Source organism: Streptomyces yerevanensis, assembly GCF_000716805.1.
Taxonomy (GTDB): domain Bacteria; phylum Actinomycetota; class Actinomycetes; order Streptomycetales; family Streptomycetaceae; genus Streptomyces; species Streptomyces flaveus.
Window position 1 is genome coordinate 1 of sequence record NZ_JNWJ01000071.1, and the last position, 21,254, is coordinate 21,254.

Annotated in this window: 19 protein-coding genes and 5 pseudogenes; 9 read left to right on the plus strand and 15 right to left on the minus strand. The window is 68.6% G+C overall.

What is annotated here, in order from left to right; genetic code table 11:
- Positions 1-439 precede the first annotated feature (439 nt).
- The 5 genes from OP79_RS41825 to OP79_RS41845 form a co-directional block, all read right to left on the minus strand.
- Positions 440-1,060: a dihydrofolate reductase family protein gene (locus tag OP79_RS41825; RefSeq protein WP_033328357.1), complete on the minus strand. Its 621-nt coding sequence runs from the start codon at positions 1,058-1,060 to the stop codon at positions 440-442.
- Positions 1,060-1,566: an SRPBCC family protein gene (locus OP79_RS41830; RefSeq protein ID WP_033328358.1), complete on the minus strand. Its 507-nt coding sequence runs from the start codon at positions 1,564-1,566 to the stop codon at positions 1,060-1,062. The genes OP79_RS41825 and OP79_RS41830 overlap by 1 nt, the downstream gene beginning before the upstream one ends.
- A 3-nt stretch (positions 1,567-1,569) precedes the next feature.
- Entirely contained in the window at positions 1,570-1,911 is a 342-nt protein-coding gene (locus tag OP79_RS41835) for an ArsR/SmtB family transcription factor (RefSeq protein ID WP_033328359.1), read from the minus strand.
- A gap of 351 nt (positions 1,912-2,262) precedes the next feature.
- Positions 2,263-2,733, minus strand: a complete 471-nt coding sequence (locus tag OP79_RS57500) for a hypothetical protein (protein ID WP_051745435.1) — start codon at positions 2,731-2,733, stop codon at positions 2,263-2,265.
- 218 nt (positions 2,734-2,951) lie between these two features.
- A complete protein-coding gene (locus OP79_RS41845) occupies positions 2,952-3,581 on the minus strand; it encodes a TetR/AcrR family transcriptional regulator (RefSeq protein ID WP_033328360.1) in 630 nt (209 codons plus the stop codon).
- A 22-nt stretch (positions 3,582-3,603) separates the two neighbouring features.
- Between OP79_RS41845 and OP79_RS41850 the strand changes: the two genes are divergently transcribed.
- Positions 3,604-3,948: a cupin domain-containing protein gene (locus tag OP79_RS41850; RefSeq protein WP_033328361.1), complete on the plus strand. Its 345-nt coding sequence runs from the start codon at positions 3,604-3,606 to the stop codon at positions 3,946-3,948.
- Between the two features lie 163 nt (positions 3,949-4,111).
- Positions 4,112-4,803: pseudogene (locus tag OP79_RS52780) on the plus strand (IS5 family transposase); the annotation flags it as partial.
- Between the two features lie 244 nt (positions 4,804-5,047).
- Here OP79_RS52780 and OP79_RS41865 read toward each other — a convergent pair.
- Entirely contained in the window at positions 5,048-5,902 is an 855-nt protein-coding gene (locus OP79_RS41865) for a helix-turn-helix domain-containing protein (protein WP_033328363.1), read from the minus strand.
- Between the two features lie 75 nt (positions 5,903-5,977).
- Between OP79_RS41865 and OP79_RS41870 the strand changes: the two genes are divergently transcribed.
- The 4 genes and pseudogenes from OP79_RS41870 (at position 5,978) to OP79_RS41890 (ending at position 9,560) form a co-directional block, all read left to right on the plus strand.
- Positions 5,978-6,415: a nuclear transport factor 2 family protein gene (locus OP79_RS41870; RefSeq protein ID WP_033328364.1), complete on the plus strand. Its 438-nt coding sequence runs from the start codon at positions 5,978-5,980 to the stop codon at positions 6,413-6,415.
- A 237-nt stretch (positions 6,416-6,652) separates the two neighbouring features.
- Positions 6,653-7,716 (plus strand): annotated as a pseudogene (locus tag OP79_RS58705) (IS630 family transposase).
- A 73-nt stretch (positions 7,717-7,789) separates the two neighbouring features.
- Positions 7,790-8,641 (plus strand): maleylpyruvate isomerase family mycothiol-dependent enzyme, encoded by an 852-nt coding sequence (locus OP79_RS41885; RefSeq protein ID WP_033328365.1) that lies wholly within the window; start codon positions 7,790-7,792, stop codon positions 8,639-8,641.
- A 250-nt stretch (positions 8,642-8,891) separates the two neighbouring features.
- Positions 8,892-9,560, plus strand: coding sequence for a Type 1 glutamine amidotransferase-like domain-containing protein (locus OP79_RS41890; protein ID WP_033328366.1), 669 nt, complete (start codon positions 8,892-8,894; stop codon positions 9,558-9,560).
- A gap of 109 nt (positions 9,561-9,669) precedes the next feature.
- Here OP79_RS41890 and OP79_RS41895 read toward each other — a convergent pair.
- The 9 genes and pseudogenes from OP79_RS41895 to OP79_RS41930 all read right to left on the minus strand — a co-directional run.
- Positions 9,670-9,969 (minus strand): annotated as a pseudogene (locus tag OP79_RS41895) (transposase); the annotation flags it as partial.
- Between the two features lie 20 nt (positions 9,970-9,989).
- Complete coding sequence (locus OP79_RS41900; protein ID WP_033328367.1) at positions 9,990-11,312, minus strand: hypothetical protein; 1,323 nt, start codon at positions 11,310-11,312, stop codon at positions 9,990-9,992.
- Positions 11,313-11,574: 262 nt separating this feature from the next.
- Complete coding sequence (locus OP79_RS41905) at positions 11,575-12,741, minus strand: NAD(P)/FAD-dependent oxidoreductase (RefSeq protein ID WP_033328368.1); 1,167 nt, start codon at positions 12,739-12,741, stop codon at positions 11,575-11,577.
- A gap of 36 nt (positions 12,742-12,777) precedes the next feature.
- Positions 12,778-13,491 (minus strand): GntR family transcriptional regulator, encoded by a 714-nt coding sequence (locus OP79_RS41910; RefSeq protein ID WP_033328369.1) that lies wholly within the window; start codon positions 13,489-13,491, stop codon positions 12,778-12,780.
- Between the two features lie 521 nt (positions 13,492-14,012).
- Positions 14,013-14,114: pseudogene (locus OP79_RS56220) on the minus strand (IS5/IS1182 family transposase); the annotation flags it as partial.
- 7 nt (positions 14,115-14,121) lie between these two features.
- Complete coding sequence (locus OP79_RS41915; RefSeq protein WP_157857448.1) at positions 14,122-15,282, minus strand: WD40/YVTN/BNR-like repeat-containing protein; 1,161 nt, start codon at positions 15,280-15,282, stop codon at positions 14,122-14,124.
- A gap of 363 nt (positions 15,283-15,645) precedes the next feature.
- A pseudogene (locus OP79_RS41920) lies at positions 15,646-16,050 on the minus strand (IS481 family transposase); the annotation flags it as partial.
- A gap of 109 nt (positions 16,051-16,159) precedes the next feature.
- Positions 16,160-17,275 (minus strand): transaldolase, encoded by a 1,116-nt coding sequence (gene tal / locus OP79_RS41925; RefSeq protein WP_033328370.1) that lies wholly within the window; start codon positions 17,273-17,275, stop codon positions 16,160-16,162.
- A gap of 168 nt (positions 17,276-17,443) precedes the next feature.
- Positions 17,444-17,878, minus strand: coding sequence for a hypothetical protein (locus tag OP79_RS41930; RefSeq protein ID WP_033328371.1), 435 nt, complete (start codon positions 17,876-17,878; stop codon positions 17,444-17,446).
- Between the two features lie 84 nt (positions 17,879-17,962).
- Between OP79_RS41930 and OP79_RS41935 the strand changes: the two genes are divergently transcribed.
- From OP79_RS41935 to OP79_RS41945, 3 genes are all read left to right on the plus strand, one after another.
- The gene (locus OP79_RS41935) at positions 17,963-18,667 is read left to right on the plus strand and encodes a helix-turn-helix transcriptional regulator (protein ID WP_051745444.1); all 705 of its coding nucleotides are present in this window, start codon (positions 17,963-17,965) and stop codon (positions 18,665-18,667) included.
- A gap of 778 nt (positions 18,668-19,445) precedes the next feature.
- Positions 19,446-20,207, plus strand: coding sequence for a hypothetical protein (locus OP79_RS41940; protein ID WP_245685634.1), 762 nt, complete (start codon positions 19,446-19,448; stop codon positions 20,205-20,207).
- Between the two features lie 195 nt (positions 20,208-20,402).
- The gene (locus OP79_RS41945) at positions 20,403-21,026 is read left to right on the plus strand and encodes a BlaI/MecI/CopY family transcriptional regulator (protein WP_033328372.1); all 624 of its coding nucleotides are present in this window, start codon (positions 20,403-20,405) and stop codon (positions 21,024-21,026) included.
- The last annotated feature ends 228 nt before the right edge of the window (positions 21,027-21,254 follow it).

The following is a 21,254-nucleotide window of genomic DNA, read 5'->3' on the forward strand; positions in this document are numbered from 1 at the left end:
GCGCGTCGGTCAGTTCGTGTCGCCGCACCATAAGACGCGCCTGCCCGGCCCCAGCACTGATCCACCCACCCCAACAAGAGACATCAGAAGCGCCCTAGCTCTGGCCTCCGCACCGCGGCAAGGCCGTTTCTCTGATTGATCCCGTCGGTCGTGTGCCGAACCGCACCATGCCGCACCGCAGCACCACCGCGGGCGCGGCGGAGGGATGAACGGCAGCCGGAGTGCCGCCACTCAGCATCACACCTGGTGAAGAGCACACCCCACAACACCCGCCCGGCGGGACGACAGCACACCACCCGGGAACGGGGACCACCCCGCCCCCTAGCCCGAGCACGCCCTCATCCCGTATCCATCAAATAGAACCCGGACAAGCACGACACTGGACCGGCCCCGCCCTTTCAGGGATGACCTCGGCGGGAGAGCGCTGAGTTCGGGACAGTTACCGCTCCCGAACGGTGTAAGTCAGGTGCGTCACCCTCGGGGAGGGCTCCGCGCGGACCGGCTCCAGCGCCACGCGGCCCGCGTCCACACCCTCAAACAGGCGGATCCCGGAGCCGAACAGCACGGGCGACAGCGCGATCGAGAACTCGTCGATCAGGCCGGCGTTCACGTACTGCAGGATCGTCGCGCCGCCGCCCGCGATGCGGACGTCGCGGTCGCCGGCGGCCTCGCGGGCCTGGACGAGCGCGGTCTCGATGCCGTCGTTGACGAAGTGGAAGGTGGTCCCGCCCGGCCGCTTCCAGAGGTCACGCTTCTCGTGCGTCACGACGAAGACCGGCGTGTGGAACGGCGCCTCCTCCGGCCACATCTTCTCGCCGGCGTCGAACATGCGCTTGCCCATGACGCTCGCGCCGGTGCGCTCGAACGTCTCCCGCACGATGTCGTTGTCGCGTCCCTCCTCGCCGCCCTCGCCCAGCTTCAGGTTCTCCCGGAAGAACCGCTGCGGGAAGATCCACTGCTGCAGTTCCATCCACTGCTGCCCCATCAATTCCTCGGGGGACTCGGGTGCGATGAAACCGTCCAGCGACATCGACACGCTGAAGAACACCTTCCCGGCCATCAGCCCTCAACTCCCTTCCGAACGATCTCGGTGACGTAGGCAGCCAGGTTGCTCAGGGTCTGCCGGCCGCCCTCGATCGCGTGGTACTTCTCGACCGCCTCGTCGCGCAGTTCCTTGGTGGGGAACACCGTGCGCATCTCGATCCGGGTCGCCGCGCCGTCGGGCGCGAACGTGAGGACCGACTCGAAGGCGTTCGGGTCGCCGCGGGACTCACCGTGCAGCAGCGCGATCCGCTCCGGCGGGGCGATCTCGGTCCAGGAGATCCACTCCTGGTAGTCCGTCCCGTCCGGTCCATGCAGCACGAAGTCCCACTCCCCGCCCTCGCGGAACTCGAAGGACCGCGTGGTGGTGGTGAACCCCTCCGGCCCCCACCACCGCGACAGGTGCCGGACCTCGGTGAATGCCTCGAACACCAGCTCCCGCGGGGCGTCGATGACCCGGGAGATCACGATCTCGCGGTCGGCCGTCGCTGACTGCGTCGGCACTCCTCGTCCCGTCGCGCTCATCAGCTACTCCTCCTGGCTTGCCTGCTTGAGGTCCTGCACGTACGTGTCCAGCCGGTCGAAGCTCTCGTTCCAGAACCGCTCGAACCCGCCGGTCCACTCGTGGACCGGTCGCAGCCCGTGGGCGTCCAGGCCGTACAGGCGCTGCTTGCCCGCCCCGCGGACCCGCACCAGCCCCACCTCCCGGAGCACCCGCAGGTGTTTGGACGCCCCCGGCTGGCTCATCCCCAGCTCCTGGGCCAGGTCGGTCACCGGCCGCTCACCCGCCCGCAGCAGCACCAGGATCTCCCGGCGCTGCGGCTCGGCGATCGCGTTGAAGACGTCCGACGTCGTCGCTGCTCGTGCCATGGCAGCCATCGTATTCCCATATCGGCATACGTCAAGTCGGAGGAATCAGGCGGGTCTTGTCAGGTAATCAGCGGCGCGTCGGTGGGCCCCTTGATGTAGGGGCCTCGCCAGATCACCCGGTGCTCCTGGAGGCTGGGGTACCACTGCCTGACCTTGTGCATCCACACCGGCCACCGGTGGTGGTACGCCCTCTTCGTCTCCGCCGTCGGATCCGACGGACGGGTGAGGGCGCAGCGAGCCTGATCACGCGTACGTCGGGGTCGCGCGGCACCGAGCCGTCCTGGCCGCTCGCTGCCGTGTGCGTCCCGGCAGTGGTCTGGGGTGGGCCGGCGGCCGTGACGCCCTGGGCGATCAGCCGCCAGAAGGCGAACATGTAGCGGCCCGTGAAGTCGTCGTATACGGGTCGTCCACCCGGCCGCCGCCCCACTCCCCGGTCTCGGGAACCGGCTCCGAACGCCACTCGGAGGCCTGGGTGAGGGCCCTTTGCAGATCCCGGTGGCGCTCGGACAGATCCGCCATCATCTCGGTGCTCCCCTCAGCCAGACACGCGTCTCCCCGCATCCCGTACATGCCGTCCGGCATCAGCGGGGGCAGCGGGCTTCCGGACGCGCGCGCCTGGGCGACCGTCTGCCGCCACCCAGCCGGCTGCACCGGCCCGTCGCGGTCCATGAACGTGGTCACCCGCACCCCGGGGTACTGGGCGGTCGGCAGGATCTGGTGCTGGGTGATGAACTGCCAGCCGAAAGCCCTGGTGTCCGACAGGGAGCCGGTGCGGTTGACGACCACGATGGGCTCGGGCAGCACCACCAGACCGGTGGGCACAAGGATGTCCCGGTCGCGGTCCAGGGTGCTGACGTCGGCCGGCTCGAGGGTGGCGGCCGGGCCATGACCGCGGCGTGCGCGGCCGGGAGATGATGAGGACCTCCGCCTGCCGCAGCAGTTTCCCGATCTGCCGTATCTGCCAAGAGGCGGCCTCCACGCGGCGCCGCCGATCACGCTGACATCCCGCTGAACGGTGATCCTTTCTCGGCGAGCCGGTGTCAGTGCTGTGACCGGGAAGGTTCACCGGGTTGTGCCAGGGCTGCGGCCAGCAGCGCGTGTGCTGACTCGCGCATGAGGGTTGCGGCCTCCGTCCGTGACACAGCGGCGATGTCGACCATCCAGACCCAGGCCTCGATTCCGCAGCCGGCGCGAATAGCGACGGCGAGTCGTCTGCGGTCGATGTGCGGGTGCGACTCGGCCAGCGGTGCCAGGGCGTCCTCGATCCATGCGATGGCCCTGCCTTGCCGCAGCACTGGGCGGGCGTCGCGCGGCGTCTGTGGTTCCTGATCCAGGGACAGCCGCAGCGCGGCTCGCAGTTGCGGCTCCCACCTGCGCAAGATCTCCGTCTGCTCGGCGATGACCAGGTCGAGGCGGGCGTGGACATCCTCGGGTGCGTCCTGGTCGAGCAGGCTGGGCCGGTCGATGGTCGGTATCGCGGCCAGGAGCAGGTGTCTCTGGTTCGGGAAGTAACGGTAGGCCGTGGTACGGGAGATGCCGGCGGCCTCAGCCGCCTGTTCCACGGTCGGGGTATGTCCGCTCTCCAGCAGGGACCGGGCGGCCTCGACGAGTGCGTCGCGAGTGCGCTGCTTCTGCCGGATTCGCCCCGTCGACTCATATGGTACTGCCATGCCGTCATGGTACGTTAGTCCCATGAATGACCCTGTGGTCACCGACCCGCAGCTGTACCGGGTCCTGTGGGAGAACGAACGTGTGCGGGTGCTGGAGTACCGCGATACGCCGGGCGATGCGACGCACCGGCATGCCCATCCGGACACCGTCATGGTGACCCTGTCCTCGTTCCAGCGGGTGATCTCGGCCGGAGGCCGGGAAGTCCCGGTCAGCCTGGAGGCCGGACAGGCCCGCTGGCTGGACGCGCAGGAGCACCAGGGCCGCAATGTCGGCCAGACGGCCACCCATTCCGTGTTCATCGAGCTCAAGGAACCCCGGCCCGGCGCCCCGCGTACGGATGCCGCATTGGGGCCGTCCGCCTCCTGAACACGGCTCGTCGCCCCGCCGGGGCGGCGCGACCAAGGGGCGGCATCCTCGCAGCGGTGATGGCCGCGAAGGGGTGGGCGGAGCTGGTCAGGCTGCGGCTTGCAGGGGGCGTCCGCCTTAGAGGTCCTAACAGAAGTGGTTGATCATGTGACTTTCGGCTTGGATGGTCGTTGGTCTGGTCGTGGGAACACGACAGTCTCGGCCATGGATCGTGTCGGATGAACTGTGGTCGCTGATCGAGCCGTTGCTGCCGGAGTCGGGTCCGAAGCTGGTGGAGGGGCGGCCACGGATACCGGACCGGCAGGCGTTGCGCGGGATCCTGCTTGTGCTGCATACCGGCATCCAGTGGGATTACCTGCCCCAGGAGTTGGGCTTCGGTTCGGGGATGACGTGCTGGCGGCGGCTGGCCGCGTGGAACGAGGTCGGCGTGTGGGGCGAGTTGCACCTGATGCTGTTGAAGAAGCTGCGGGCGGCGAAGAAGCTGGACTGGTCGGGGGCGGTGATCGACTCCTCCCATGTGCGGGCGGCTCGGCGCGGCCCAAAAGCGGGCCCAGCCCGGTCGACCGCGCACGGCCGGGCAGCAAGCACCATGTCCTCACCGACGGGCAGGGCATCCCGCTCGCGGTGTCGCTGACCGGCGGGAACCGCAACGATGTCACGCAGTTGCTGCCGCTGCTGGACAAGGTTCCGGCCGTGGCCGGCGTCGTCGACCGGCCCCGACGCCGACCCGACGCGCTCCTCGCGGACCGCGGCTACGACCACGACAAGTACCGGCGCCTGCTCCGGGCCCGTGGGATCCGTCCGGTCATCGCCGAGCGCGGTGAGGAACACGGCAGCGGCCTGGGCATCTTCCGTTCCCTTCTTGCGGAGGCAGCTTGACGCCTAGCTCTGTGAGATGTCTGTTTCAGATTTCGGCGGGTGATCGGGCGTCATGGCCAGCGGTGACGGCGATGAGCTGACAGCGGCCAGTTCGAGTTCCCCACGTACGGCCAGTTCCGGTTTCACGGACGGTAGTCAGGGAACGAACGCAGTTGTGCTCCACTGGGTGGAGGCGATCTCTGTGCCCGGCCGAGCGGTGCGTACTGCGCGGGGCGAGGTGTCAGTCCGACTCGCCGACGCCGGGCCCCGTCCACGCGATGCCGTCCACCGCCAGCCATGGCTGGTCGACCACGGTCGCCGGAGTCATTGCGGTGAACGCCCGAACGTCCCGATGCAGGTGAGACTGGTCGACGTAGCCGCTGTCCGCCGCGACCCGGGCCGCGCCTTCACCCGTGGCCAGGCGATGGGCGGCATGGTCGAAGCGGACCAGCCTTGCGGCGCGCTTGGGGGGAAGTCCGATCTGCGACTGGAACCGGGACCACAGGCGCCTGCGGCTCCACCCGACCTCGGCCGCCAGGTCCTCGACCCGGGCCCGGCCGCGGCTGACGAGGATCCTGTCCCAGACCCAGGCTATCTGGGGGTCCACCGACGGTCCCGTCTCTGCTCGGCGGGCGAGCAACGCCTCCGCCAACACGAAACGGTCCTGCCACGACGTGGCATCCCCGAGTTGCTGTCGGATCCGTGCCGCGTCCTGACCCCACACGTCGTCGAGGGCGACCACGGTACGGTCCAGCTCCGATGGGGAGGCGCCCAGCACGGCGCGTGCGACCACCGGGGACAGGCGCACCTGCACGCACTCGATGTTCTCGCCTCGCACGCGAACAGCATCGTGCAAGAACCCGGCGACAAGATTTCCCCGCTGCTGCCGGCCGGTGGCGGCATCCACAACGAGCGGGCCGTTACCGAACTCCAGAACCAGCGTGACCGCCGGGTGCGGAACCACCCGCACGTCGACCGGACCCGCGCTACCGCCGCGGAACCCGGCCATGCTGACACCGGCGACCAGGCTGGGCCTCGACGACCTCACGACGCCCCACCCGGCCACAGCCCCACGCTCATGCGCAGTGGATCGCATGGCCCCATGCTAAGAGGAAATCGACCGGAACATTTGTCCAATACGTCGGTGCACAGTAACGGTGACAGTGGGTTCATGAGCCACAACATCATCCAAAACGCCTTCCAGGCGCTCGCCAGCAACGACCCCGATCGGATCCGCGCAGTCCTCACCGAGGACGCCGAATGGCTGTCGCCCCCTGGAAACGCCACTGCCGTCGCATTCGACGCGACCAACCACATGGTGGGCAGGAACGCAATCGTGCGCTTCTTCGCCGAGGACTTCCCCCGTCTGTTCGTGCGTGACGTCACGGTCTCCTTCCACGGGTCCCACACCGATGGCGAGCGGGTGACCGTGGAGGCAACCATGACGGCGACGCTCGCCAACGGCAACCACTACACCAACGACTACTGCTTCGTCTTCGAGCTCCGGGACAACCTGATCCACAGGGTCCGCGAATACGTGGACACAGCCCGCGGGCACCGCATGATCTTCGGCGAAGTCACACAGCAGCCATCCCCGACCTGGCCGTGAGCCGGTCGGCCCCGGCGAATAGGCAGACTGGGACGGCGAACCTGCCTCGGTGGACCTGGCGCACAACCCACAGGCCGTCCACCATCGACAACACCACGCTGAGTGATTACCGGCGGCCAGATAGCTCCCCACCAACTGGCCGCCTGCGGAGAATTCCAACTGGCTACTGAACTTGATTGGGTGATGTCGGGTCGGTTCGCCTGACGGGGACCGGTGCGTACCGGTAGCACTCTGGCCGTGAGGTACGCGCAGGGTGGTGGGTTGACCGATGCTGCGAGGGCCGCACGGGAGCGGATCAGGCTGCAGGCCGTGGATCGCTTCAAGCGTGGGGAGAAGAACCGACAGATTGCGGTCGCGCTGCGGGTGAGCGAGCGGTCGGTGGAGCGGTGGCGGCGGGCCTGGCGTGAACGGGGCGAGACAGGTGTGATGTCGAAGGGCTCGCCGGGTCGGTCGAAGCTCAGCGATGCCCAGGTCGTTCGGCTGGAGCGGGAGTTGGAGCGTGGGCCGCTGGTGCATGGGTGGGCGGATCAGCGGTAGACGCTGGCGCGGGTGAAGACGCTGATCGGTCGGCTGTTTCACGTCTCGTACACGGTGGAGGGGACGTGGCGGCTGCTGAAGCGGCATGGCTGGTCGTGGCAGCAGCCGGCGAGGCGCGCGATCGAGCGTGACGAGGATGCGGTGGAGCTGTGGAAGAAGGAGGTCTGGCCGCGGGTAAAAGCACCGCGGCGGTGCTCGGAGCCTGGATCGTCTTCGCCGACGAGGCCGGGCAGTCGCTGACGCCGCCGCGCGCCAAGTCCTGGGGGCGGGTCGGCTGCACGCCGGTGGTGAGGGTGCGTGGCCGGGGCTCCGGACGGGTGTCGATGGCCGGGATGGTCTGTTACCGGCCGGGCGAGCGATCCCGGCTGATCTATGCCGTCCGCGAGTATCACGGCCGCAAGGATGAGCCGAAGGGCTTCGGCTGGCGTGATCTGCGCGACCTGCTCGTCCGTGCCCGCACCCAGCTCGGCGGTCCGATCGTGCTGGTGTGGGACAACGTGCGCCTGCATCTGACCGCCGGGATGCGGGAGTTCATCGCCGAAAACGCGCGTTGGCTCACCGTCTTCCAGTTGCCCTCCTACGCTCCGGACCTGAACCCGCAGGAAGGCATCTGGTCCCTGATCAAGCGTGACATTGGGAACCTTGCCGCCGCCGACCTTGGGCAGATCACCCGGGCCGTGAAGCGCAGGCTCAAACAGATCCAATACCGCCCCCACCTGGTCGACGGCTGCCTGGCCGGCACCGGTCTGGTCTCGGACGGCTGACTGGCACAAGCCCCCTTGCGGCGCGGGGAGTATTCGATGGCAGACCGGAGCTCCCGACTGACAGGCTTTGACCATGACTCCCGAGTCCAATGGCGTGTCCGGCACTTCCTGGCTGGGCGACCCGATCGACGCTCGCCCGTTGTTCGGTTCGGAGCTGGGAGCGCTCCTCGACACCTTGCGTGGCCTGCGGCCCGCTGACTGGAGCAGGACAGCACTCCCGCACTGGACCGTGCATGACCTTGCCGCCCACATCCTCGGCGACTACTACGGACGCCTCGGTCGCACCCCAGGCGGACACCGGCGTGCCTTCACGCCTGGAGAGACGCTGGAGGCGTTCATCCACCGCACCAATCAGGAATGGGTCGACCTCCGCGCCGATGACAGCCCCGCCTCGCTCATCGATGCCCTGGAAGTGGCCGGGACCCAGCTCGCCCAGCGATTCGCCACCGCCGACCTCAAAGCGCCCGCCCTGGGCGTGTCGTGGGCAGGAGCCGAGCCGGCGCCAGGATGGCTGGACGTCGCCCGGGAGTTCACCGAGTACTGGACACACCGGCAGCAGATCCGCCATGCCGTCGGCCGCGACACCGACCCGGAACCGCACGCCTTGTCCACGGTCCTGGACGCCTTCATGCGGGCCCTGCCCCACACCCTGCGGCATACGACAGCACCTGCCGGGGCCCAAATCGAAGTGATCGTCGAGGGGCCGGCCAGCGGCAGGTGGACCGCCACCGCCACTGTGGACCGCTGGTCACTGGCCGAACCGCCCAGCGGCAGGCCGACCGCATCGGTACTCCTGGACACAGAAACCGCCTGGCGCCTGTGCACACGTGGCATCGATCCCTCCACTGCCCTTGGCCGAGCCCGCGTCCAGGGAGAGCGCCGACTTGCCGAAGCTGCGTGCAAGATCGTGTCCATCGTCTACTGATGACGCCTGGCTCGTCAGTGATCAAAGAGACGACGACCGCGCCACTTGCCGACCGACATCACGCATTCAAGTTCAGTACTGACAATGAGCCGTCGTGCTGATGGTCGGCCTGCTTCGCTGCTGACCCGGGGAGCGCATCCAGCCGGATTCGTGGTGTCCCGAGCGGTGCGCTGGATAGGTTGCTCTGATGACGGTATTGGTGGATCCTGGGTTCGTTGCGCGCGCCCGCCAGCCGTGCTTGGCTCGCCCGATGAACTTTCTGTTGACGGCGAGTGGTCTGCGCAACGAGACACTGCGGGATGCGCTGCGGGACATGCTGGGAAAGCCGTTCGGATCGGCAAACATCGTGTACGTTCCCACGGCATCAGTCGCCGAGCCCGGGGACCACGGATGGTTCGTCGAGGGCATGAACCGGCTGTACGGCCTCGGCTGGCGGGAGTTCGACGTCCTGGAGCTGAACGGCCTGCCCCGGCAGATGCTGCTTGACCGGCTGCTCCACGCCGACGTCATCTATGTTGAGGGCGGCAGCCACTACCACCTCGCGCGCAGCATCACCGGCAACGGCGTGGCCGACGGCTTCCTGAAGGCGCTGGAGAGCCGGGTCTATGTGGGTGTCAGCGCCGGATCAATGATCTTCAGCCGTAATCTCACCGGACACTCCGCTGACGTCATCGGGGACACCACGGACCTCCACGTGCTTGGCGCGACGACCGTGGAGCCGCCGTTCGGCTTCTTCGACTGGTATCTCAAGCCTCACCTGTACTCGCCGGATTTCCCCGAGCGGGACGACGCCTGGGCTGATCGCATCGCTGCGCGAGCGGACTTCCCGATCTACTTCATCGACGACGAGACGGCCGTTCGCGTCAGGGACGGCAAGGTGGATGTCATTTCTGAAGGCCGGTGGCGGTTCCATCCATGACTCAACGCGTGGTGGGGAGCCCCGGACAGGGCAGTGCCGCGCCCAGAGGCGCGCTGATGCGGAGCTGCCGGGGTGAGCGCCTGCGTCAGGCGGCTTGCGCGAGGTAGTACGGGCTGACGTCGCGCCGTTCGGCAGGCCGGGTCGTGCGGCGGGTCAGACGCCTCGTCATCAAGGTGACGGCCGCCCACGTGATCAACGATTCGCTCATCTCGGGAAGGCGTTCGTGGTCGCGGCAGTGACGGCGGGCCCTCATGATCCACGACCATGATCGTTCAACCACCCAGCGGCGGGGAAGGACGACGAAGCCCTTCGCGTCCGGCGGGCGTCGCACCGTTTTGATCATGATGCCGAGGTAGGTCTTGGCCCAGGTCACGAGTTTTCCGGCGTAGGCGGAGTCGGCCCAGATAACGGCTTCTCAGAAACAGGCACTCAGGCCTGGGTGAAGGACGGGACGAAAGGCGTGCAGACGGCGTGGTGGCCCAGGTGGACCTTTCGGCTGGTGTTGACGAACGTGGCGTGGCCGCCCAGGAGTTCGCTGCCGGGCCCCTCGCGGGCGTAGATCGGGGTCAGGCGGATACGCGCCCTCGGCAGCAGGCACAGCTGCCTGCTCTGCGGGTGGAGGAACTCGACGTCGAACCGGTCGCTGTCGACCAGGTCACTGATCACGAAACGGGAGCCGGTAGCCTCCGGGCGACCCGGGACGTGGCCGACGGCGGCCGCGTCCAGCGCGCGGCGCCAGCTACTGGCCGAGTGGTCGCCGAAGAAGACTCCCCGGCTTCCCCAGGTGAACTCCGAGGTGTCGGAGTCGATCACCTTCAGCACCTTCTCGCGGCCACACGCCCTGAGCTGCTCGACAAGTGCCGGGTCGGGACGGGCTGGCAGTACCTGCGACCGCGGGACGCCCCTGCGGAGCACGGTCATGGTCCGGGCACCGAGCCGCCCGGCGATCCGGGACTCCAGGACCGGGTCCCAGACGAGCGAGAGCAGCGCCTTGGTGCCGTAGCCGTGGAAGAGCGGGTTGATCAGCCGCTCCGCCGCCGCGAAGATCTCCCGGCGGAGCCGCTCCTCGTACTGCCGCAGCTCCTTGACATAGCAGAAGCGCCAGCCCCTGCGCCCGTCGTCGCGGAAGCAGGAGAAGAACTCCACATCCACCGGGCGGCCGAACTGCTCCCGCATGCGGCGGGCGGCGAGTTCGTTCTCCGGCCGGTACGTGGGGTACTGGTCGTCCATCCAGATCCGCTCGATTCCGCGCCGGTGAAAGGCCCGGAACAGGTCGCCGGCACCCACGTCGTACGCCCGCTCGAAGGCGTGCATCTTTCCGACGTTGCCGAAGGCCTCCTCGATCTCGGTCACCTGCGGCATGCCCTGGCTCACGACGACGTCGAGCCGGAACAGCTCGATGCGACGGCCCAGGTCGCGACCCCGCAGGTCCTCGGGCACACCGATGTCCAGTGCGGCCCGGACGTGCGGCTCCCCCTCCGCGTACAGGTCCTGAGCCGTGTCGCACAGCGCGAAGACGGCGGTACCGAGCTGTTCGAGCTGCCGTGTCAGGTCGGGCCCGAGTGGGAAAGGGCGCGCGGCAACGAGCCAGGGAGCCCGCTCCGGGTCGGATCCGCCGTAGCGCACCTTCAGCGCGACGAGCGCCTTCTCGGCGCGCAGCGCCGCTCCGCGCCGGTCAGGGTCTTGTACGGCAGGTACGTACACGACACCGGCCAGATCGCGCCGCTGCTCCTCCCGAGCGAAGGCCTTCACACAGAGACCCTAAGTCCATCGGAGCGGTCCAGGCCACGGCACCAGAGACCCCACCCCCGGCTCATTCCAGGGGCGCGGAACGATCACCTGCGGCACACGGCCCGCCCGGAACGACGGGGGGAGGCGCGCCGGGCGAGCCGCTGTCACAGCCTCCCGCACGCAGTACGGGTATGCACGTTGACTTCCTCCCTCTCGTGAACGAGGGGGAGGAAGTCAAGCCATCAGGCCTTCCGTGAAGGGAATCGCGGTGTAGGGCTGTCGGCTACTGCTCGCCCAGACTGGTGGCGTGTTGATCCACCTCGATGTCCGAGCGCCGTACGCCGGTGAATCGTGTGGGCCGGAAGGCCCCAAGGAGGTCCTGCTCCTGATCGGTTGAGATCTCGGTCGCGACCAGCCGTCCCAGAATCGGCGCCAGGGTGACCCCGCTGTGCGAGACGAGGCAGTAGATGCGGGACCGCGTGGAGGCATAGCCGGCGACGGTGTGGCCGTCCGCGGGCAGTGACCGGAAGCCGATGCGCAGGTCGATCTCCGGTACCCGGCCCGGGTCGGGCAGCAGTGCGGAGAACCGCTGTGCGAGGGTGCTCGCGATGTCCCCGTCCGCGGACGGAGGGTCTGCCGGATCGACGTGGGCGTTCAGATCGAGAGCCTGCAGGACGGTATGCCCGCCGGCCTCGGGACGGAGGTTGAGGCCGGGGCTGTGGATCACGCAGCGCAGGTCGAGTTGTGGTGACCTGGCGTACCCGAGCAGGCCGACGGTCTGCGCTCCGCGACCGGTATCCGTCACCATGGGAACGTCGATCCCGGCCCGTGCGGCGAGCCGTTCTGTCCAGCGGCCTGCCGCCAGGACGACTCGATCGCCCGTGCAGACCTCGCCTCCGGCCAGGGTGACGGATACTCCGTCAGGCCTGTCGTCGATGGCCACGACCTCGCCGATCGCGTACTTGGCTCCGTGCTGCTCGGCGTCCGCCAGCAGGTTGTTCACGAAACGGTCCGGCAGAACGTATCCCTCGCTGGGGAAGTGTGCGATGGACGTGATGGCCGCCGGGATGCGGAGGCCGCCCGCGATCCGCGTTGCTTCGTCGGGGGTGACCCAGTGTGCGGGGTAGCCGAGGGACTGCAGTCGTTCCACGTTGCCGGCGAGCCGCTGCTCGTTTGCGGCGTCCGCCCACTGCAGCGCCCCGCTGGGGAAGTACGAAGGTGCGCCGTCCAGTTGCGCGGCGAGCCTGGCGTGCTCCTCCATCCCCGCGAGGTTCAGCCGGTGGTAGTTGGGGTCGGGCTTCCGGCTGGAGTTGGTCCAGGCGAACGTGGTCGCGGTCGTACCGGTGCCGGCTCCCCGCTGATCGAGCAGGAGAACGTCCTCGCCGGCGACGGCAAGCTGCCTCGCGACGCTCACACCCAGCACTCCGGCACCGACGATGATGACCTTCATTGTGTGCTCATTTCCTTTCTGGCAGCGGCACGCTGCTCATATGGCGGGGACGGGAAGCTCCAGGAAGAACTCGGCGGTTCCCGGACGGACGAGGGTCGTCACCACCTCGACGGTGCTTCCGTCGTCGGCACGCAACTCCCTGCGTCTCATCAGCGCGGGCGTTCCGGTCTCGCTGTCCAGCAATGCGGCGTCGTGCTCGTCGAGGACCACCGGGTCGAGGTAGAGCCGGATCGCGTCGATCGGTACTCCTCTGCGCTGCAGATACGGGAGGGTGACGAGGTCTTCGAGGTTCTCGTTCAGCAGGTCGGGGGCGGCTGCGAAAAGCACGACGTGCCGCTCGACCGACTGGGGCTCCTCGCGTACGTTCAGCTTGCGGCGGACCAGTTCCACTACGGCCGTGTCGGCGGAGGCGCCGGGGAGCGTCAGGATGGCGTCGGCTGCCCTGACGATCCGCGCGGAAACGACTTCGTGTCTGCCCGGTGCGCCCTTTGCGGCTGCCGTGGGGGTGACGAAGTTGAGCAGATTGATCTGCCGCGTCACGTCCGCGACGAACGTTCCATGGCGCCGCCGGCGGATCGCCAGTCCCGCCTCGGCCAGGTCGTTGAGGACCCGTTGGGCCGTAGCACGACTGACGCCGTACTCGGCGGAGATATCCATCTCGCTTGGCAGACGCGAGCCAGGGGGCAGGGCCCCGGCCCGGATCTTCGCTTCGAACTCTCGCCTGATCTGTACATAGAGTGGCACGGTCATGGTTAGACCGTACATTCAGTCAATTGACTGGTAAGAGCAGGCTGACCAGCTAGTTCTTCGGCGTCCGCGCCCTGCGGGCCGGGCGCTGTTCCCGACCTGCCCCGCGCGGTTGCCGGGCCGGTGCGAAAGTGACCACGGAGCCGAATCGGCGACGGTGCGGGCGCGGTTGCGCCTGGAGTGTTCCAGAACGCCGATGACGGGCGATCGGACTCATTGCTACCGATTCACTGAGGACACGCTGGGCCCCGTAACGGCTGGCACCGTTCCCACGGTGGAGATCTTTTTCAGCCGCTGGTCGAGCACCAGGGGGCTGGGCCCTTGCCTGATTCGTCATGTCGGTCTCCCGCCTGATCTGCACGGCGGCCAGCGCCGTCGTATAGACCGTACAATCAGCTAATTGACCGGTCAATAGCGAGTCCGCCAAGGATCTACTCAGCAGCCACCTTTCTGAGAGGAAGGCCGGCACCAACGGGACCGGGGGCCGGCGGCGCGAGGCCGCGAACCAATGTCCGGGCTGGAGTCCACGCGAGCGATCTCTCGACGACCCAGCGGCGGGGCAGGACGACGAAGCCGGAGACGTCCTTGGGCCGGCTGACCGGCTTGAGCGTGACGACCCACGAACACGGCCTCTCAGGTCCCTTTGCCCAGTTCGAACCGTGTCCAGTGGACACCGTCGGTGGACAGGCGCCAGCTCCCGGCGCCGAAGCTGTCGCCCCACAGATAGCCGAGCCCGGTCGTGGTCACCCAGCCCGACATCCCTCCGGAGTTTCCGTGGCGTGCGAAGGAACGGCCGCCGTCCGTACTGCGCCAGACGCCGTCCTCACCGTGGATCGTCAGGCTGCCGTCGGCGGCGGCGATCGGCGGGCCGAGCAGGGAGCGCGGATCCACGCCCTTGCGGTGCTCCCAGACCCGCTCCCAGGTGCCGCCGCCATCCGTGCTGCGGTGGAGGGCGAGCAGGCCGTTCTTCACGTTCTCCTCGTCGGGCAGCTCGCCCGGCTCTGCCGCGTAGAGCACCTTTCCGGTGCCGGTCACGCGCAGCGCCCAGACCGACTCTCCGGTTCCCTTCGGCCGGGACAACCGCCAGCTGCGTCCCCCGTCCTCGCTGACGGCGAGTGCCACACGGCCTGAGCGTGGGTCACGGCCGGAAGCGAAGACCAGGTCCTTAATCTGCCCGGCCGGGATGATGGGGGGCTTCAATGGGGGCTGAGTGGCCAGAACCCGGAACTCGCCCGTGGCGGGCAGGACCGTAAGGACGCGGGCATGCGCGCAGTTGTTGCCCTCCTGGTCCATCCGTGTGCAGTCCTCGAACAGGGGGACGCCCTCGGGCAGCACCGGCGTCGTGCCCGAAGGCCTGGCGAAACCCTGCCGCCAGTGGCGTCCCCCGTCACTCGTGAACCAGGTCCGGTCCGGCGGCGGCCACACGCCCTCCGTGATCAGCGCGCGACCGGGTTCCAGCACCCTGAGCGTCGCCGTGATGCCGTGCTCCACGGTAACGTCCGCCAGCGGGGAACGCCCGAGCCGCCAGGCATCAGAGCCCTTGTCGAGCACGGCGACTCGCTGCCGACAGCGTGTCTTCCCGCACTCCGCGAGCAGCGCGAACCCACTGCCGTCCCTCGCGAAGTCGACGGCGACCGAGCTGCCGGGCAGGTCCGTCCCCGACGGGATCCGGGGGGATGTCGCCGCCTTCGAGGAGGGGGCGCGCTCACCCGCCTGCGCGCCCCGGTCCCTGCCCTTGCCCCGGTCCGTGTCCGCCTCGACGCATGCCGACACCAGGGCCAGCACTGCCAGCACGGCGGCGACCAAGATGCCCCAACTGCCCCTGCGCTTACCCCCGCGCCCCCTCATGGGAAGCCCCCGATCCGGCCGGCATGCCCGGCCCGCGATGCACCGTCATCTCTGGTACACCGCTCGCCGCGCTCGGGTTCCCACTCCGCCACCGAACTCGGCGAGGCCTTGTGCCCGACGAGGACGAGGGATCATCCTCGCGGGTGCGGGGAGCAGCTGGCCGGCCTCGATCTGCTGGTATTAGGCCCGGGGACCATCCCTGCGGGTGCGGGGAGCAGCGGCATGGACCGGAGGCATGCAGATGATTGCCGGGACCATCCTCGCGGGCGCGGGAAGCAGCCATCGGGGTACACCTGTCGGTGTGAGGTCTCAGGACTTCCTTGACGGTTTGTCGTCAGGAGATCCTTGACGGTCCTCCTGGGTGCCCATTCCTTTGACGTAGAGCCTGGTGATCGGTCCAGGGTTCTTGCGGGGTCGGACGGCGAGTTCGTCTTCCCCATGCAGGATCCGGAAATGGGTGTCCTCGATGACCACGGTGACGATCTTTCCGGCATGCCGCGGGCCGAGTTTGATGAACTGACCGTTGATCGTGAAGCGTCCACTCGCGTGCACCTTGCGCTGCGCCCGGATGGCCCCGGTCGGCAGGGGCGGAGGCGGCAGCGGGAACGTCGCCATCCGTGCCCTGTGGATCTGCCCCAGACGGTCGGCCGGAACGGGGCAGGGCCACGTTCCCATCAGTGCGTTGTCGGCGATGGCGTGCATGAGGCGCCCATCGTCGTCGATGGCGCTGCGCTGCGGGTGGTTGCGGTGTTTGCCCGGTGTGTCTGCCGATCGGTGGCCGCAGGAGGCTGCTCCGGGATGGTCCGGTCGGCGACCGGCTGCATCAGGCGGCGGCGCGCTTGGTGTGAAGTTCGGCATCCAGTTGCTCGAAGAGCTCATTACCGGAGGCCGTGAACGTGCTGATGCCCTCGTGCTCCAGCACACGCACCACGTCGTCATAGGACACTCCGACAGCCTCCAGGTCATCGAGTACCTGCTGGGCTTCCGCGTACGTGCCATGGATGGTGTCGCCCTGGATGCGGCCGTGGTCCGCGACCGCGCGCAGGGTCTGTTCCGGCATGGTGTTGACCACCCCGGGAGCCACCAGTTCGTCGACGTAGCGGGTGTCGTGGTAGGCGGGGTCCTTCACCCCGGTGGATGCCCACAGCGGGCGTTGCGGGCGCATCCCGGCCGCTGCCAGGGCCCTCCATCGGTCCGATGCGCACGCCTGTTCAAAGTGCTGGTAGGCCAGGCGTGCGTTGGCGATTGCTGCCCGGCCGCGCAGGTCCCGTGCCTCCGGCGTGCCGATCTTGTCCAGTCGGCTGTCGACCTCGGTGTCCACCCGGCTGACGAAGAATGAGGCCACCGACGCGATGGACGTCAGGTCGTGGCCCGCCGCATGCGCCCTGCCCATGCCGTCCAGGAAGGCGCGGAGCACCTGATCGTAGCGGTCCAGAGAGAAGATCAGGGTCACGTTGATACTGATGCCCTCGGCAAGCGCTGTGCTGATCGCCTCCAGGCCCTTCTGCGTGGCGGGGATCTTCACAAACATGTTCGGGCGGTCCACCAGCCACCACAGGGCCCGTGCCTCGGCGACCGTCGCCGTAGTGTCGTGGGCAACGCGCGGATCCACCTCGAGCGACACCCGCCCGTCGACACCGTCACTGGCCTCGTACACCGGGCGCAGTACGTCGCAGGCCCAGCGCACGTCGAACGCGGTCAGCAGCCTGACGGCTTCCTCGACCCGAACCCCGCGCCGGGCGAGATCCTGTATCTGCTCGTCGTATCGGGCACCCGAGCGGATCGCCTTGGCGAAGATCGTCGGGTTGCTGGTGATGCCGACCACCCGCTGTTCTCGCACCAGGTCGGTCAGCTGGCCACCCACGAGCCGTTCTCGGCTCAGATCGTCCAGCCAGACCGCTACGCCTTCAGCGGCCAGCCGGTCCAATTTCTCACTCATGATCTTCCTCCCTCGCTTCACGCAAGGAGACTGGCGACGGCGTGGTGACTCGATGGCGGGCGGGTGTTGAACCCGTGTTCCGGATTGCCGAGCCCGCCCCGGCAACGTGTGCGGGTGAGCCGATGGGTGGCCCACCTGCCCGTCACCTTCCGTGACTGCTGCCTGCCGTCAGTGAGACTGCCACTTGCCGTGGTAGCGCTGTGCGAGCCGGGCGAGGGCGACCGCGCCGAGCAGAAGGCCGAAGTCGCGCAGCGCGATGTCGTAGTGCCCGGGGATGGTCAGCAGGTTGACGATGATTCCGGCGAGCCATCCAGCCACCAGCCAGCCCCCGAAGCGTGGGGCGAGCGCGACGGCAAGGCCCGCGACGATCTCGATCACTCCGACGGCGTACATGGCTGCCTGGGCGCTGCCAGGAACGACGTCGTTGATCCACGGCGCGAGGTAGGTGGGCCAGTCCACGAGCAGGTTGGCGAACTTGTCCAGCCCGAACAGGATCGGCGCCACGGTGAACCCGGTGCGCAGGATGACGAACGCCTGGTAGCCGGGATCGGTGAGCACGGCCCGCCGGGCGGCGGATGTAGTGGTTGTGGTTACGGACGACATGACGCCCTTCCTTCTATCGACAACTCTCACTAACGATAGAAGCGCGGAAACCTTCTTTAGTCAATCGCTATTGGTTTTACACTGGTGTTCGTGGACCACGCGAAGGAAGCACCCCGCCCCGGCGTCTCCGCTGTCGCCGCGCTCGACGAGCCGACCCGCAGGAGGCTCTACGACCATGTCGTGCGCCAGCCGGGACCGGTCAGCCGCGACGAAGCCGCCGAGGCCCTCGGCCTTGCCCGACAGACCGCGGCCTTCCACCTGGACCGGCTGGCTGACGAATCACTGCTCGACGTCGTCTACGAACGGCGCAGCGGACGCACCGGCCCGGGAGCGGGCCGGCCCGCCAAGCTCTACAAGCGCTCCAGCAAGCAGGTCACCGTCAGCCTGCCCGAGCGGCACTACGAGCTGGCCGGACGGCTCCTCGCCCAGGCGCTGGAGGAATCCGAAGCCACCGATGAACCGGTCCGTTCGGTCCTGCACCGAAAGGCCCACGAGCTAGGCACTCAGCTCGCCGGACCGGGCCAGGCAGACGTGTTCGCCGTGCTGGAAGAGAACGGCTTCGAACCCCGCTGTGACGGTGACGCCATCGTCCTGGGCAACTGCCCCTTCCACGCGCTCGCCCGCGAACACACCCAGACGGTGTGCGGCATGAACCTCCACCTGCTTCGCGGCGTGCTGGAAGGGCTCGCCGAAAGCGACCTCCAGGCGCGCCTGGCGCCCAGCCCCGGTCACTGCTGCGTCCGTCTGGAGCCGGCTTTCTCACCGCCCACCAGCGTGCGCCCATCCTGAGGCGTAACACCCCGCCCCCGCAGTTCGACATCCCACGAGGAGTACGTCATGGACGCCACCGCACCGATCACGGCCTCGTCATTCGCGTACGGATAGCGTGCGAAGCATGTTCGAGAGATGCCGGGTGGGGTGTGGGCCGGGCTCCTGACGGAGCCCTCCGAAGTCGGTGCGGCACCGGGGCCGTCGGCCACGGACCACCCGGGTCCTGCAGGATGCACAGCCGCCGATCGCCACGCCCGCCCGCGCCCGGCGGCTTGCGGTCCGGTCACGTCGTGCGTGACGCAGGTCACAGACGTGTTCGACGATTCTTTGCCGGCTCAGCGCCCTGCCGGGGCCGAAGGGGGAACGCTCATACCGATCAGCAAAGAGCATCACCCCATGACCACCACCGGTGACGGTCACACGAACTCGGCGGATTTTTGCAGCACCCGGTCGTCCGCCGAACTCGTCCATGTGCCGATGCCCCCGGAGTTCCTCGCCGCGCTTGTCCACTCCTCCGGAGTCTCCGTGGAGCGGCTGCTCCAGGAACTGCGTGGCGACCTCGTACTTCGCCCCCCCCTTCCACTCCGCCGGCTCCGGCAGTTCCCTCCCCAGAGCCTGCGATCGCCGAGAAGGTCCGGACGGTCTCCCTTGTACGCGCCACGCCGCAGCAGGCCGACCACGGCGCGGACGTCGTGCTCGTCCAGCGGGTCGACGGTCAGCTACGCACCCTGCTCACCCAGGTCAAGTGGTCGCCCCACACCCGCGAGCGGGTGCCTGCGCCGCGTGCGCGGCCGCCATGAGCCACACCGCCATCGTGCCCCCCACACTGCTGAACGCCGGCCGCACCCAGTCCGTCTCCGGCAGGGCACGGCCCGCGCGCAGTGCGCCGCCGTACGGGCCAGGCGAGCAGCAGCGGGTGCGGGAGATGCTCACCTATCTCGCCGCCGCGCTGCCCCGGTTCTCCTCCCCCACCGCCCGGCTGCTGGCCCTGCAGTGCGCGCTGCGCGCCGACCGCCAGGGGCGCGTCCGGCTGCCGGGGGGCTTCCTGCGCGGCATGCGGCTGCGCGGCCGTACGGAACTGTGGCAGGAGCTGGAACACGCCGGCTGGCTGCACTGCCCGGCCAGCAAGCCCTCTCGCCTGGAAGTGCAGCTGCTCGATGCCGCCGTGCTCGCCCAGGCCCCCGGGCGCACCGCACGGCTCCGCGCCGCCCAATGGGCGCTGCACCCCGCCCCGTTGGCCGTCCCACCCGCCCTGCCGCCGGCCGCGCAGCTGACCACGCTGGCGCTGGCCGCTCACACCCGGTCCGGTACGGGCTGCACCGACCTGGACGTCCTCGCCCGCCTGTGCGGACAGTCACCCCAACAGACGGAGGACCTTCTCGACCGGCTGGTCCGCTCACACCTCCTGGCCGCCTGGCACCACCGGGACAACGACGAGATTTCCTGGCACCTGCCCAACGCGGCCAGCCGAGCAGCGCCGCATCAGAAGAGCGGGCCTGCAACCAGTTCGTTGCCCGCCTCGACACAGGCGGTCGGGCTTCCTTCGAACTCACCTTGAAGGTTGAAATGGAGACATCGCTCGACGCAGGCGGCAGACGCCACCCTCATGCCGCCGTTCCTCTGCGTATGCAGCCCACATCAGTTGCGTTCCGGGCCGCAGATCCGCAGGGCGGCCCGGAACGCGTTGAGGATCATGGCCTGGATGATGCGAGTACGATCCGGCCCACACGACGCGCGAGGAGAGGTAGCTGCCATGTCCGAAGTCGAGTCAGCGACCACGGAACTCAAAACGCAGTACGCCGCTCAGGTGGCCGCGGACCTTGAGCGCAACGCCAAGGAACAGGAACGTATCGGCGCCGAAGTAACCGAACTCCAGGAGCAGTTGCGCGCCCTGCAGCACGACCAGGCCCTGCTGGTGAACCTGCAGCGGACGCTGGGCGGCGAGAGCCCCACGCCAGTCGGCCCGGACACCACAGGGAGCGCCGCGGCCGAACCCTCCGTACCGCGGCAGGCTTCCGCCGAGACCAAGCCGGCCAGGCAGAAGAAGTCCGCCGCCCCCAAATCCCGGAAGACTGCGGCCAAGAGCCCCGAGACGAAGGCGTCCGCACCCGCGGCGAAGCCCACCCTCGTCGAGCTCATCCGCACCTATCTCGGCCAGCAGTCCGAACCGCGCTCCGCCGCGGAAATCAGCACCGCGCTGGCCCAGGCCCGTCCCGACCGCGACATCAAGCCCAAGGTCGTGCGCACCACGGTGGAAGGACTCGTCGCCAAGGGACACGTCCACCGCACCAAGCAAGGCGCCTCCGTCTTCTACACCGCGGCTCCGACCAAACCCGCCGACACCCCCGCGGAGCAAAACGACCCGGCCACCGCCTGACCGGGACGGCGTCCACTGCACACCCCCGCCGACGTGCGTGCGACACCACCGCCGCCGAGTGGACGCCGCCCCAACCGTGGCCGCCCGTGCCGGCCCGGCCATCCCAGTCGCCGTCCGTCAGTCCTGCGGCAAAGACAGCGCCGAACCGTGCAGCCGGACGTAACCGGAGCGCAGGCAGGACGGTTGGAAGGGACGTGACTCCTCCTCGGCCTGTCCGGTGACGGGGCG